Below are 14195 nucleotides of genomic sequence, written 5' to 3' on the forward strand. Positions count from 1 at the left end.
TAGCCACGAATTCCCGAATTTGTTTATCTCTTTATTCAATTAATTCGAATTTTCATCAAAGATGAATTGATTTATACCATAAATATAATTTGTGAATTCGTGGTTATACTTCACCAATAATGCTAATTATATGAAATTAATCACTGCTTCCGAAATTATTCTACTTCGGAAGCAGTATTTTTTGGTACTCTAAGCAACAATAATAATCCAGCTACAAAGAAAACCATTAAAAACACAATGGCATTTCGCATGCTTCCGGTGATTTGATCAATTGTTCCGTAAATAATCATTCCAATTACAATTCCGATTTTTTCAGCTACATCATAAAAACTAAAATACGAAGCCGTATCATCCGTTTTTGGTAAAAATTTTGAATACGTTGAACGAGAAAGAGCTTGAATTCCGCCCATTACTAATCCCACAAATCCGGCTGTGACATAAAAATGAATTGGTTCGGTTACAAAATAAGCAAACACACAAATGATAGCCCAAATGGCGTTAACCACAATCAAAGTTGTGATGTTTCCGAATTTTTCAGAAGCTTTGGATGTTAAAGTTGCACCCAAAACAGCAACCAATTGGATTACTAAAATGCTAATGATTAATCCTGTTGTTTTCTCACTATCGGTTGACCAATTGATTTCTTGTTCACCAAAATAAGTAGCCACTAACATTACCGTTTGAACCGCCATACTATAGACGAAAAAAGCAACTAAATAACGGTAAAGTCTGAGGTTTTGATACAACTGACTTTGAACTTTTTTTAACTCTCGAAATCCGTTTAAAACAACATCTTTAGTAATTTTATCTGCATTTTTATTTCCTTTCGGAAGATGCCAAAAAGCATATTGAGCGAAGAGAATCCACCAAACTCCGGTCATCGCAAATGCCATTCGCATCGCTTGTAAAGCTTCTTCTCCCTCTTTTCCTAATATCATTATCAAGTTAATGACCAATAAAATGACACTTCCGATATATCCCATCGAATAGCCTTTTGCACTCAAACTGTCTTGTTGTTCTTTATGAGCAATATCAGGTAAATACGAATTATAAAACACTAGACTCCCCCAAAAACCAATCAATCCGAAAAAGAAACAGACTATTCCAAAATAGATATTCTCTTCTGTAAACCAATACATTCCAATACACGACAAGGCTCCTAAATAGCAAAAAAACTGCATAAATCGTTTCTTATTTCCTGCAAAATCTGCAATTCCTGATAAAATGGGAGAAATAAAAGCAACACATAAAAATGCAAACGCTGTGACAAAACTAATGAGTGCCGTACTTTTAAACTCATACCCTAAAAAAAGGATATTCGGATTTTCTTTCGGAAATAAAAAGCCATAATACAACGGAAAAATAGAAGATGAAATAACTAATGGATAAACCGAATTAGCCCAGTCATAAAATGCCCAAGCGTTGGTTAATTTCTTACTTCCTTTTGTTAGTGTTGCCATAATTGAAATTTTTGGTCATAAAAAAAGCTGCTCTTTTCAGAACAGCTTCGAAGATACTATTTTTTATTTGAAAACGACACCGTACTTTGCAGCTTCCGCTTTCGCCTCGGGAATCCATTTTTTTAGATTAGAAACCCTTGTGTCGTGCGAAGGGTGAGTACTCATAAATTCTGCAGGAGCTTGACCACCTGACGCCGCTCCCATTCTCTCCCAAAAAGGAACGGATGCTTCCGGATTATAACCTGCAATGGCCATCAAAATTAAACCAATTTTATCGGCTTCACTTTCGTGACTTCGGCTAAAAGGGAGCATTCCAAACATTTGCGAACCTGCTCCATAAGCGGTCATCGCAATAGCTTGGGTTTGTTGATTTTTTTCACTAACTGCCAAACCAACTCCAACTGCTCCGGCTTGTTGCAATATTCCGGCACTCATGCGTTGCTGCCCGTGATTTAAAAGTGCATGAGCTACTTCGTGCCCCATTACTGTTGCTAAACCGGCTTCATCTTTTGTAACAGGTAAAATTCCAGTATAAACTACTATTTTTCCTCCGGGCATGCACCATGCATTCACCGCGTTGTCCTCCACCAATTTGTATTCCCATTGATAATCTTTCAGATAATCGGAGTGACCAATTGCCGCAAGCCATTTTTCTGCAGCTTGCTTAATTTTAATACCAACAGCTTCAACTCTTTTGGCCTCTGTTGTTCCGGTAACCACTTTATTCTCTTTCAAAAAAGTGTCATACTGTTGAAATGCGGAAGGAAAAATTGAACTGTTGTTCACCAAAGCTAACGTACTTTTTCCGGTTAAGGGATTCGTAGCACATCCCATCGCTAGCACCAAAGCACTAAACGTAAAAAAGGCAAAAATTCTTTTCATTTTATATTTAATTAGGCTAATAATTTTACAAAATTAGTAATCTATTTGCCAACAATGTGTAATTCTGTAAAGAATTTATCAACCGTTAAACTATTATTTCCATCAAAATTAACTGATGCTAAAGAAATCTTCTCGTTATCCAATTCAATTGAAGAAACTTTAAACGGCAAACCTATTAAATTGATTTTGAATTGTTTGTAGTTTGTAATAAACTCCCCTTCTTTATGCAATTGAATGATTAACTCTTTTTCTTTCCCCGTTAAATTAAATGTCCGTAATGAAAATCGTCCTTTGTTATAATCATAGCCATCTTGAGCATCTTCATATAAAACAGTTTTTTCTTTACCGGTAGTATAGTAAACATCTAAAGTTATTTCTTCAAACTCTTTTTCACCCACGTATTGTTGAACAGGATATTTTGGAATAATCGCTCCTTCTTTGATAAAAATTGGAATTTGATCATAATTGGTTGCTACCCATAATTCTCTTTTTCCTTCCACCAATTCATTCGTCCAATAATTATACCATTTTCCTTTGGGTAAATACATTCGGCGACCTAAAGCATTGGGCTCTAAAATCGGACAAACTAAAATATGATTTCCAAATATAAATTCATCTGTTCGATACAAGGTTTGTATATCCTCTTGATCATAGTACACTAATGGTTTTAACATCGGTTCTCCCTCGTTCACATATTTCCAAAACATGGTGTACAAATAAGGAAGTAATTGGTAGCGAAGATTCACAAATTTTCGGGTTATATTAACTACTTCCTCCCCAAATGACCATGGTTCTTGTTCGCCATGATCTCCTGAGGAATGTGTTCTACAAAACGGATGAAATACGCCTAATTGTATCCAACGAGCATACAATTCGCCTGAAGGTTGTTCAGCGAAACCACCAATATCTGAACCGGTAAAACCCATTCCGCTTATCGACATGCGTTGCATTTGAATATTGGCAATCCATAAATGTTCCCAAGAAGCTACGTTGTCACCCGTCCAAGAGGAAGTATAACGCTGAGCACCTGAATAAGCCGAACGTGTTATAATAAAAGGTCGTTTGGGATAAGCAAATCGTTTCACACCTTCATAGGTTGCTCTGGCCATTTGCGTTCCGTAAATATTATGAGCTTTTCGATGGCTACACGGATTTCCATCGTAATCGTGACGCACATCCATCGGGAAAGTTTTTCCGGGAACATCCATAACGGCTGGCTCGTTCATATCGTTCCACACTCCTTTTACGCCAATATCCGAAATCAATTCTTTGAATAAACCGGCCCACCATTCGCGAACTTCAGGATTGGTATAATCAGGAAAATTACATTCACCCGGCCAAACTTTTCCTTTCATGTACGGTCCGTCGGCTCGTTTGCAGAAATAATCTTTTTCTAACGCTTCTTGATAAACCCAATATTCTTTATCAATTTTAATCCCGGGATCAATGATTACCACGGTTTTAAATCCGTCTTTGGCTAATTCTGCTACCATTCGTTTGGGTTCCGGAAAATATTCTTTGCTCCACGTAAAACAACGAAAGCCCTCCATATAATCAATATCCAAATAAATCGCATCACACGGAATTTGTAATTTCCGAAAGGTTGAAGTAATTTCTTTGACTTTACTTTCCGGATAATAACTCCATTTACATTGATGATAACCTAGCGTCCACATCGGCGGAAGCTCCGGTTTTCCGGTAAGATGAGTATAATTTGTGACCACATCTTTCATTTTCGGGCCATAAATGAAATAATAATTCATCTCCCCTCCTTCGGCCCAAAAACTAGTTACATTTCTGCGTTCATGACAAAAATCAAAAAACGTTCGGAACGTATTATCAAAAAAGATTCCGTAAGCTTTGTTGTGATGTAATCCAATATAAAAGGGTACAACTTTATACAACGGCTCTTGATCGCGATGAAAAGCATATTGGTCGGTAGCCCAATTTTCAAGTCGTTTTCCTTTTAAGTTTAAATGGGTGGCTTTATCGCCCATCCCATAATAACATTCGCCATCATTGGCTTTCTTGCTCATTTTTACGATGTTTCCACCGAATTCATAACTTTCTTCCCAATGGAAACCAATTTCATCATCCAAAATTTGAAAACCTTCTAAATCAAAAATCGAAACTTTTGCATTTTCTTTATTGATTTTACAAACAATTTTACTGGTGGTAATGGTAAAAAAAGATTTCTGTTCTTCAACATTCAATTCATTGTAGCCATGCGATTGACCTTTATCTATAGCATACGAGAAATCTTTGTTAAAATAACCTTTGGTCGTATAACGAAAACGAATCATACTATCGCGAAGAATCGTAATCTTTAAAACCACATTATTTTCGGTATAAAAAAAGACGTTATCAACATCTTGGTTAAAGGAAATTATCTTAGAAGGAAATTGATCACCTTTGTATTCTAGTTCGGTATTTGTAATCATACTTTTGGGTTATAATGTTCAAATTTACAAAGTTGAACCTATTTATTTGTTTTTAATTTTAGGTTTTATTAACTCAAACGTTTGCGGTTATGGATAAAATGAAAATCCCTCTAGCTAAGAGGGATTTAAACCTGACAGGTTTTAAAAACCTGTCAGGTTTAATGATTCAAAATAATTAAAAATATTCTACTTCAAAGAAACCTTAAAAACCGAAACTCCCAAAGGTGGCAATGTCAACTCTGCCGAAAAATCTCTTCCGTTCCAAGGTTCTTTTTCTATTTTGATGGCTTTTTTGTTGGTTACACCGCTTCCACCATATTCCACTTTATCAGAATTGAAAATTTCTGTCAATTTTCCTTTGGAAGGCAATCCGATGCGATAATTCTCTCTCACAACCGGCGTGAAATTGCAAACTACAATCAAATTATCTTTGTCATCATTTCCTTTACGAATGTAACTCAACACCGCATTTTGATGGTCGGAATAGTTAATCCACTCAAATCCTTCGGGACTAAATTGCTTTTCGGACAAAGCCGGATTTGTTTTATATAATTCATTCAAATCTGAAATACATTTTTTGATGCCGTCGTGAAAGCCATAATTGAGCAAATGCCAGTCTAAACTTCCGTCAAATTTCCACTCGGAACGTTGACCAAATTCAGCACCCATGAACAATAAATTCGTTCCCGGATGCGTGAACATATAGCCGTAAAGCAAACGTAAATTGGCAAATTGCTGCCATTCGTCGCCTGTCATTCGTCCTAAAATGGATTTTTTACCATACACTACTTCATCGTGCGAAAGCGGAAGCATAAAGTTTTCAGAAAACGCATACGTCATCGAAAATGTCAAATCGTTTTGATGGTATTTTCGGTAAATCGATTCGCGTTTGAAATACTGCAACGTGTCGTGCATCCATCCCATCATCCATTTCATTCCAAAGCCTAATCCGCCTACTGAAGTTGGTCTGGAAACCATCGGAAACGATGTGCTTTCTTCGGCAATCGTCTGAACTCCTTCATAATTAGAATAAACCGCTTCATTAAAATCTTTTAAGAAACTAATCGTGTCTAAATTTTCTCTTCCGCCAAAAATATTCGGCTCCCACTCTCCGTCTTTTCTGGAATAATCCAAATACAACATTGAAGCTACGGCATCCACTCGCAACCCATCTGCATGGTAATGGTCGAGCCAAAACAAGGCATTGGAAATCAAAAACGAACGCACTTCATTTCTACCGTAATTAAAAACCAAACTTTTCCAATCGGGATGATAGCCTTTTCTTCTATCGGGATGTTCATACAAATTAGAACCATCAAAAAATCCTAAACCGTGAGCATCGTCGGGAAAATGCGACGGAACCCAGTCTAAAATCACGCCAATTCCGGCTTGGTGTAATTTATCCACCAAAAACATAAAATCCTGCGGTTTTCCAAATCGGGAAGTTGGAGCAAAATAACCAATCAACTGATAACCCCAAGAAGGATCATACGGATATTCCATAATCGGCATAAATTCCACGTGTGTGAAACCGGTTTCTTTGACATAATTCACCAAATCTTCCGCCAATTCTAAATAAGTGAGCGAACGATCTTGCTCTAAATTGCGTTTCCACGAACCCAAATGCACTTCATACACGGAATACGGTTTGTCTAACCCATTTTTATCCTTTCGGGAATCCATCCATTTTTTGTCTTTCCATTTGTATTCCAAATCCCAAATAACTGACGCCGTTTCCGGTGGTTTTTGGCAATATAACGCAAACGGATCGGCTTTTTCAGTGATAATTCCGTTGTTATTGGACTGAATTTTATATTTGTATTTCGTTCCTTTATCCACTCCGGGAATAAACCCTTCCCAAATGCCGGAAGCATCCCAACGCACATTCAATGGATGTTCGCCCTGAATCCAATAATTAAAATCGCCCACCACGGAAACCGATCGTGCCGACGGTGCCCAAACGGCAAAATAAACGCCTTTTACGCCGTTGACCTCCGTGAGATGAGCTCCTAATTTTTCGTATAATCTAAAATGTTTTCCGGCTTTGAATAAGGCGATGTCAAAATCGGTGAATAAGGAATGTGGTTGTACTTGGTTCATATTTATTTTTTTAGAATTGGGTTTCATTTTTAATTTTGACATATTCTACTTTAAAACCATTTTCGGTACCAGTAAGTTTTTGTGAATTTGAATATGTTAAATCGCAAACGAAATATTCATCTTTTTCTTTAATTTTTAATTCATTAAAATTACGAACTTTCTTAATAAACTGAATCTTTTTTTCAAATGGTAAATAATAAAAATGTAGTATTTCAAATTGAAAATAACTAGATTTATTGTTTATTATTAAGATTTTATCTTCATTAATTTGGTATTTATAACTTTCTACAACTTTATTATCATTATCAAACTTTGTAAAATTCCAATTCCCTCTAATAATTTGGGTGTTTTTATATGTAGATAAGAAAGTATTTGCTTCATTAATTCTCTGTTGAATTAATGAATTTTCATTTTTTAATTTATCAACTTCTTTATTTTTAGCATCTAATTCAATTAAAAATTTACTTTCGCTCTCTATAATTTCTTCTAAACTTTTTGTTTTTTCAATATAATTATCTCTTAAAGTTAAGTACTTATCAATTCCAATTTTACTGTTTTTAGAAATTTTTAAATTCCATTCTTCACCCCATTTAATAATCCAAGTTTGAAAAGCATTCACAAGATTTCTGAATATTGGAAAAACAAAAGTATAACCTAAAGCAACAACAATTGGAATTAATAATTTTCCATTATTATCCCATCTATTTCTAACAAATTCAAAAATTGATTTACAGCCCTCAGCTTTAATTTGATTATAATCGTTGTAAAATATTGATAGAGTAATCTCCCAATTACAAACCAAGAATGCAATTAAAAAAGAAAACAAAAATGGATTTGAAAGTCGTTCTTTAATGTTATTAAAAATGTCTTTTATTTTTTCTTCCATATTTTCTTTAATAATTCATAATACTCTGAATCCCCCTCAACGGAATCACCGCCCATCTCGGTCTTGAATTCAATTCGTAACCCAACTCGTAAACTGCTTTTTCCAATAAACAATACCTCAACAAGAAGTCGATTTCGTGGTTATAACCTATGTTTAAATTGCCGGATTGAGCTTTTTCAATGTAGGTTTCCAAAAAGATTCCCACAAAATATTTATACAAAATTTCTCCGGCTTTAAACAACTCTTCTTGTTCAAACGGATATTTTTCTTTGTTGTTAAAAATCGTCGCATAAATAGCATAATGAAACGAACGAAACATTCCGGCTACATCTTTCAACGGTGGTTGTTTTACTTTTCGGTCACGGATGGTGCTTTCCGGTTCACCTTCAAAATCTAAAATATAAAAATCATCGCCATTCACTAAGACTTGTCCCAAATGATAATCGCCGTGAATGCGAATTCGCTCTGATTTCATCTTCGTCCAATCGAAATCGACAAAATGTTTTCGGACTAACTTTTTATTTTCCATAAATTGATGAGCCAATTCCAACGCCAATCCGTCCAATTTATGCAAACTGTTTTCAATGATATTCAATCGGTTTTGAAATTGATACAACATTCGGTTTTTCAACCAAACGGTATAATCGCCATTGTAAGTGGTAGGTGTAAATGCGGTTTCATGAATATCGCTTCCCAAAGCAATATGCATTTCTGCCGTTCGCAAAGCCAATGTTTGAATACGCAAAAACAGACTCAACCCTACCCAATCAATAATTTCGGGCGGAATTTCATTAATTCGCAACCGCTTAAACATCACTATATCGGGCAATTTATCGATTTTGATTTTTTTGCGTTTCAAATTATCAAAAACACCGTCAATTTGTTCGAGCATAAATTTCCACGCATCACCTTGATTGGAAACCAATTCTTGCATCAAACCGAGCGTAATATTTCCTTCGGCCAAAGCCAAATTAATACTTCCGGTATAGCGTGGTGTATTTTCAAAATGCATTCGTTCCGTTAAAAAACGACTGATTTCATAATCGGGATTTGTGCTGACATAAATTCTTCTGAAAATCTTCAACACAAACGAATCGTTGTAAATGATTGATGTGTTACTTTGCTCCAATCCCATAAAACGAGAAGATTGATATTCTTCTTTTTCAATGGATGAACCTTTGTGAAAAACCAATTTCAATCCGGGTGTTTCTTTTGACTTTACAATATTATCAAACAACAATTTACGGAAATCTTCTTGATGTAAAGCATCAACTAAATAACCGGTTTGTTTTCCCATCACAACAGGAGCAATAACAGTGCTTGTATCTAATTCTTCTTTAGCCATAAAAGCCAAAGGCATAAAATAATGTTGGTAAAAAGCTTCTTTGAAATTTACTTCCAACAAAACGCCATAATAGGTATTTTTCTTTGAAGTTATCTTAAACTGATCCACCACCTCGATGTACTTTAACGTACTCGCTTTTCCGCCATACCACCTTTTGTTGATGATATAATTTTCTAAAATATCCGATGAAAAAACCTTGATAAAATCATCGTCTTCAAAGCAAGTGGCCCACTCGGTTTTAAATTCAAATGTACTCGTAAAAGTATCTTGGTTAGTGGTATTCATTAGCGTTCAATTTTAAATAAATGAAAAGGTAAAGCAGGATGTAATTCCACGAAATTCCATTCTCTGTCCCAAACATAACTGTTTCCGGTAATTAAATCGGTTACTTTAACCGGTTGATTACCAATTTCTTCCAAAGGCAAACGAACAACGGCTTGCAATGGATTTTGTGCATTCAAACTACAAACCATCAACGTATGATCGGTTTTAGCATCATTAAATTTATAATACGCAATCAATTGTTCGTTATCCGTTTTACAAAAAACAATGTTATTCGTCTGTTGTAACGACTCCAGTTGTTTTCTGATATGATTGATACGTGTAATTAACGTTGTCAACTTATTTTTCGCTTCCCAATCCCAATGATATACTTCGTATTTCTCAGAATTCAAATATTCTTCTTTACCTTTTGCCATTGGTTGATGAACCAAATATTCATAAGCCGGACCATAAATTCCAACACTTGAACTCAATGTTGCGGCTAAAAAGTATTTCTGTAAATAAACCGATTCATTTCCGGTTTGCAATGCAAAAGGCAAAATATCCGGAGTATTGGGCCAGAAATTCGGACGGAAAAACTCTTTTTGTTCCGTTTGGGTTAATTCGGTTACGTATTCAATCAATTCCGCTTTTGTATTTCGCCATGTAAAATAAGTATACGATTGAGTAAAACCTTGTTTTGCCAATTCATTCATGATTTTCGGACGCGTAAAAGCTTCCGACAAAAACAACACATCCGGATGTTTTTTCTTAATCTCGCCAATCAACCATCCCCAAAAATAAAAGGGTTTCGTGTGCGGATTATCGACACGGAAAACACGAATTCCACATTCCTCAACCCAAAATAAAGCAACGTCTAACAACTCTTTCCACAAATTTTTCCAATCGCCGCTTTCAAAATAAATCGGTTGAATATCTTGGTATTTTTTTGGTGGATTTTCAGCATATTGAACCGTTCCGTCCGGTCGCCATTTAAACCATTGCGGAAAATCTTTCACATACGGATGATCGGGAGCGGCTTGCAATGCATAATCCATCGCTACTTCAATTCCCATCGATTGGGCTTTTTTAACCAATGATTTAAAATCATCAATTGTTCCCAATTCCGGATGCGTTGATTTATGTCCGCCATGTTTGGAACCAATTCCCCAAGGCGAACCGACATCTCCTTTTTCAGCCGTTGTAGCATTGTTTTTTCCTTTGCGATTTACTTCTCCAATCGGATGAATCGGCGGAAAATACAACGTATCAAAACCCATTTCGCCTACACGTGGCAATAATCGCTCACAATCCTTAAACGTTCCGTGTTTTCCGGGTGTTTCCGAAGCCGAACGTGGAAAAAATTCATACCAAGTGCTAAACAACGCTTTTTTTCTATCTACATACACCTTCAATTCCGCAGAAGAATTCGCCAACGTTCTAGTCGGATATTTTTTAAAAATCTGATGCAATTCATCCGATAACGCAATGGCTATCGCTGAATCATATAATTTGGCATCTTGAAACGCTTTAATGGCGGAATTCAAATATGCTTTTTCCTCTTTTGTTACCTCTTTCAAAATCGCTTGGCAGTACTCTGCACCTTCCAACAACTCCGATTTTACATGCTGATTATCATTTATCTTTCGTTCCGTTCCATGCTGCCAATTTAACGCATAATCTACCCAACCTTCAATAAAATAGGAATAATAACCTTGCTTTTCAACCGTAAATTCGGCTTCCCATTCGTCATTTTCAGTAGGAATCATGCGTACTTCACTCCACTTTTTATCCTTTTCATGCTTAAATTTCACACAACATTCGACTACATCGTGACCGTCGGCAAAAACGTGAGCTGATACAATAACTTTTTGATTTACAATACGTTTAATATAAAAAGAACCTCCATCTAACTGAGGCTTCACACTTTCAATAATGATACGCGTCTGATTTTGCATTTTAAGTAATTTTTATGAACTCTAAATTTATAAAAAATAATTTTAAATCATACCTTGCCATAAAATTTATTGAAATGTCAAAAAAAACCAAATCTGACAATCAATCCTTGCAGATTCCGAAACCAATTCTATTAACCGCTAAATTTTTACAAGCAATTTCACCAAAATTGGCTACTCGTTTTGCAGCAAAACTTTTTACAACTCCCATAAAATATAAGATTCCGAAACGCGAATTTCAAATGGACAAACAAAGTGTTCAAAACGATGTTTTGATTCCGTCTATCAATAAAACCATCAAAACATACCAATACGGGAACAGTTCAAAAAAAATTTTATTGGTTCATGGTTGGTCAGGTCGTGGCACACAATTAGTCAAAATTGCCGATCATCTCATCGAAAATGGCTATTCAATCATCAGTTTCGATGCTCCGGCACACGGAAAAAGCAAAGGCAATTCGTCGATTATGACCGAATTTATTGCGAGTATTCATGAACTAGACAAACAATTCGGACCTTTTGAATATGCCATCGGTCATTCGTTAGGTGGCATGTCCATTATCAATGCTATTAAACAAAACCTGAATGTCAAAAAAGCCGTAATTATAGGAAGCGGCGATTTGATTCAGGATATTATAACCGATTTTATTGAAAAATTACAGCTCAAACCCGAAATCGGCAATCGAATGCGTGAACATTTTGAACAGAAATTCGGCGAATCCATGAACAATTATTCCACTTCAGTGGTAGCAAAAAATTTTGAAACACCGGTTTTAATCATTCATGACGAAGACGATTCAGATGTAAATGTAAAATGTGCACACAGTATTCACAGTCATCTAAAAAACAGTAAACTAATGATAACCAAAAAATTAGGACATCGAAAAATACTTGGAAACGAAAAAGTAATCGAAGAAATAATTTCATTTATCAGGAGCTAATCCGGCTATTCGCTGCAACTCCTCGGCCTTCAAGCTATTTTTCTACCACTTTTTCGTGGCTTCCGTTGGTCGCCCCAAAAAGCGAAGAAAAATTAGCTTTCAGTCCTGCGGGGTTTCCGCTACTATCCGGGCTAGAAATAAGTGCTAACAAAGAGTGAATAGTCAAATAGTTATTCAAAGTTTTGATTATTCAAAGTAAATTTAATAAATCTGTGCTAATCTGTGTAATCCGTGGCAAAAAATAAAAAACTATGAAAAAATTAATGTTAATCCTGTCAATTTTTACTTTAACCGCCTGTCAAGGCCAAAAAAAGGAAACTAAAAAACCATTTAAAGTTGTAAAATCCGAAGCCGATTGGAAAGCCGAACTCACCCCCGAACAATACGAAGTATTGCGTAAAAAAGGAACAGAACGTGCTTTCACCGGTGAATATTGGAATCATTTTGAAGAGGGACAATACGTTTGTGCAGCCTGTGAAAATCCATTATTTACCTCTGAAACCAAATTCGATTCCGACTGCGGTTGGCCTTCTTTTGATCAAGCCATTAAAGGTTCTGTAATCTATGAAAATGACTATAGTTTTGGCATGTCTCGAGTTGAAGTCATGTGTGCTAACTGTGGCGGTCACCTCGGTCACGTTTTTAACGACGGTCCAAAAGAAACAACCGGAAAACGTTTTTGTACCAATTCCGTTTCTGTTAAATTTAAACCTAAAACCAAATGAGTTACAAAGTCCAAAAAACAGAAGAAGAATGGAAATCTCAATTAGGATTAGAAAAATATAAAATTCTTCGCAAAAAAGGAACAGAATTCCCACACACCGGACAATATAACCTTCATTTTGAAAAAGGTACTTATTGTTGTGCCGGTTGCGGAGAAGCTCTATTTGAAAGTTCAACAAAATTTAACGCACATTGTGGTTGGCCATCTTTCGATCAATCCATTCCAGGAAAAGTTGAATACATCAAAGACACTTCCCTCGGAATGATTCGTACCGAAATTCTTTGTTCAACCTGCGGCGGTCATCTTGGTCATGTCTTCGATGATGGCCCAACTGAAACCGGAATACGTTACTGTGTGAATTCGCTATCGATAGATTTTAAAGAGTAAACTATGAATCTTTTTGAAGAAACACCTAATTGGAAAGAAAAACTAACTCCTTTAATTAACCAATACAAAGGAAAAAAACATCCATTGGACTACCAAAATCCTTATCAATTACTGGTCATGGTTGTGCTTTCTGCTCAAGATTCAGATGCCAATATCAACAAAATTGCACCTGAATTATTCAAAAACTTTCCGAATATGGAAGTATTAGCCGCTTCAAATGTAGAATCGTTGTTTCCTTTCATTAGTAAAGTGAGAAATTTTGGAACAAAAGCTAATTGGCTTATTGAAATCGCTAAAACCGTCAAAGAAGATAAAAATATACCAAAAAATCTTGAAAATCTAATTGCTCTGAAAGGCATCGGTAGAAAATCGGCCAATGTAATTCTTCGCGAAACTAACCAAAATGCAGAAGGAATCGTAGCGGATTTACATGTCATCCGAGTTGCTCCAAGAATTGGCCTAACTGACAACAGTAAAGATGGCATCAAAATCGAAAAACAACTCATGAAAATCCTTCCTCTTGAAATCTGGAACGAAATCGGAATGGCAATTTCATTTCTTGGAAGAGAAATCTGTCGCCCAACCAATCCAAAATGTAATCAATGCACTATCATGAAAGATTGTCAGTATCCATTCAAATCTATTTAATTTTTTGCCAAATCTTCGTGCCTTCTTAACTTTGAGGCAAAACAAAAGAATCTGAATCAAGTTCAGATAAAACAAAAAACCCTTCATCGATTGATGAAGGGTTTTCAAAAGAAGGCGGCGACATACTCTCCCACAAAATGCAGTACCATCTGCGCAGGCGGGCTT

Annotated in this window: 12 protein-coding genes; 4 read left to right on the forward strand and 8 right to left on the reverse strand. The window is 35.8% G+C overall.

The genetic code is table 11. The features are described 5' to 3' along the window. Positions 1–155 precede the first annotated feature (155 nt). The 7 genes from ACIQ0M_RS07160 to ACIQ0M_RS07190 all read right to left on the reverse strand — a co-directional run bounded on the left by ACIQ0M_RS07160 (position 156) and on the right by ACIQ0M_RS07190 (position 11333). Entirely contained in the window at positions 156–1460 is a 1305-nt protein-coding gene (locus ACIQ0M_RS07160) for an MFS transporter (RefSeq protein WP_396151170.1), read from the reverse strand. Positions 1461–1523: 63 nt separating this feature from the next. Then, positions 1524–2342 carry a M48 family metallopeptidase gene (locus ACIQ0M_RS07165; protein WP_396151172.1) on the reverse strand — a complete coding sequence of 273 codons (819 nt, stop codon included), beginning with the start codon at positions 2340–2342 and terminating at the stop codon, positions 1524–1526. Between the two features lie 41 nt (positions 2343–2383). Next, on the reverse strand, positions 2384–4783 hold the full coding sequence (locus ACIQ0M_RS07170; RefSeq protein ID WP_396151173.1) for a glycoside hydrolase family 31 protein: 2400 nt from the start codon (positions 4781–4783) through the stop codon (positions 2384–2386). 186 nt (positions 4784–4969) lie between these two features. Continuing rightward, positions 4970–6883, reverse strand: coding sequence for a 1,4-alpha-glucan branching protein GlgB (gene glgB / locus ACIQ0M_RS07175; protein WP_396151174.1), 1914 nt, complete (start codon positions 6881–6883; stop codon positions 4970–4972). A gap of 10 nt (positions 6884–6893) precedes the next feature. After that, positions 6894–7769 (reverse strand): hypothetical protein, encoded by an 876-nt coding sequence (locus ACIQ0M_RS07180; RefSeq protein WP_396151175.1) that lies wholly within the window; start codon positions 7767–7769, stop codon positions 6894–6896. A gap of 7 nt (positions 7770–7776) precedes the next feature. Continuing rightward, a complete protein-coding gene (locus ACIQ0M_RS07185; protein WP_396151176.1) occupies positions 7777–9399 on the reverse strand; it encodes a trehalose synthase in 1623 nt (540 codons plus the stop codon). Further along, positions 9399–11333, reverse strand: coding sequence for an alpha-1,4-glucan--maltose-1-phosphate maltosyltransferase (locus tag ACIQ0M_RS07190; protein ID WP_396151177.1), 1935 nt, complete (start codon positions 11331–11333; stop codon positions 9399–9401). Before ACIQ0M_RS07190 ends, ACIQ0M_RS07185 begins: the two co-directional genes overlap by 1 nt. Positions 11334–11407: 74 nt before the next feature. Between ACIQ0M_RS07190 and ACIQ0M_RS07195 the strand changes: the two genes are divergently transcribed. Further along, the gene (locus ACIQ0M_RS07195; protein WP_396151178.1) at positions 11408–12271 is read left to right on the forward strand and encodes an alpha/beta fold hydrolase; all 864 of its coding nucleotides are present in this window, start codon (positions 11408–11410) and stop codon (positions 12269–12271) included. Positions 12272–12305: 34 nt separating this feature from the next. On the opposite strand, the gene ACIQ0M_RS07200 is transcribed toward ACIQ0M_RS07195, so the two are convergent. Continuing rightward, a complete protein-coding gene (locus ACIQ0M_RS07200) occupies positions 12306–12449 on the reverse strand; it encodes a hypothetical protein (protein WP_396151179.1) in 144 nt (47 codons plus the stop codon). Positions 12450–12522: 73 nt separating this feature from the next. On the opposite strand from ACIQ0M_RS07200, the gene msrB (ACIQ0M_RS07205) reads away from it, so the two are divergent. From msrB (ACIQ0M_RS07205) to nth, 3 genes are read left to right on the forward strand one after another with little or no spacing between them, the layout of a single operon-like run. Next, the gene (gene msrB / locus ACIQ0M_RS07205) at positions 12523–12996 is read left to right on the forward strand and encodes a peptide-methionine (R)-S-oxide reductase MsrB (protein ID WP_396151180.1); all 474 of its coding nucleotides are present in this window, start codon (positions 12523–12525) and stop codon (positions 12994–12996) included. Beyond that, on the forward strand, positions 12993–13382 hold the full coding sequence (msrB, locus tag ACIQ0M_RS07210) for a peptide-methionine (R)-S-oxide reductase MsrB (RefSeq protein ID WP_396151181.1): 390 nt from the start codon (positions 12993–12995) through the stop codon (positions 13380–13382). Before msrB (ACIQ0M_RS07205) ends, msrB (ACIQ0M_RS07210) begins: the two co-directional genes overlap by 4 nt. 3 nt (positions 13383–13385) lie before the next feature. Beyond that, positions 13386–14030 (forward strand): endonuclease III domain-containing protein, encoded by a 645-nt coding sequence (gene nth, locus ACIQ0M_RS07215; protein ID WP_396151183.1) that lies wholly within the window; start codon positions 13386–13388, stop codon positions 14028–14030. Positions 14031–14195: the final 165 nt, after the last annotated feature.

The organism is Flavobacterium sp., assembly GCF_044339515.1.
Taxonomy (GTDB): Bacteria; Bacteroidota; Bacteroidia; order Flavobacteriales; family Flavobacteriaceae; genus Flavobacterium.

Coding starts and splice junctions, on each gene's coding strand:
- ACIQ0M_RS07160 (WP_396151170.1), bottom strand. CDS start 1,460: ATGGCAACACTAACAAAAGGAAGTAAGAAATTAACCAACGCTTGGGCA.
- ACIQ0M_RS07165 (WP_396151172.1), bottom strand. CDS start 2,342: ATGAAAAGAATTTTTGCCTTTTTTACGTTTAGTGCTTTGGTGCTAGCG.
- ACIQ0M_RS07170 (WP_396151173.1), bottom strand. CDS start 4,783: ATGATTACAAATACCGAACTAGAATACAAAGGTGATCAATTTCCTTCT.
- glgB (WP_396151174.1), bottom strand. CDS start 6,883: ATGAACCAAGTACAACCACATTCCTTATTCACCGATTTTGACATCGCC.
- ACIQ0M_RS07180 (WP_396151175.1), bottom strand. CDS start 7,769: ATGGAAGAAAAAATAAAAGACATTTTTAATAACATTAAAGAACGACTT.
- ACIQ0M_RS07185 (WP_396151176.1), bottom strand. CDS start 9,399: ATGAATACCACTAACCAAGATACTTTTACGAGTACATTTGAATTTAAA.
- ACIQ0M_RS07190 (WP_396151177.1), bottom strand. CDS start 11,333: ATGCAAAATCAGACGCGTATCATTATTGAAAGTGTGAAGCCTCAGTTA.
- ACIQ0M_RS07195 (WP_396151178.1), top strand. CDS start 11,408: ATGTCAAAAAAAACCAAATCTGACAATCAATCCTTGCAGATTCCGAAA.
- msrB (WP_396151180.1), top strand. CDS start 12,523: ATGAAAAAATTAATGTTAATCCTGTCAATTTTTACTTTAACCGCCTGT.
- msrB (WP_396151181.1), top strand. CDS start 12,993: ATGAGTTACAAAGTCCAAAAAACAGAAGAAGAATGGAAATCTCAATTA.
- nth (WP_396151183.1), top strand. CDS start 13,386: ATGAATCTTTTTGAAGAAACACCTAATTGGAAAGAAAAACTAACTCCT.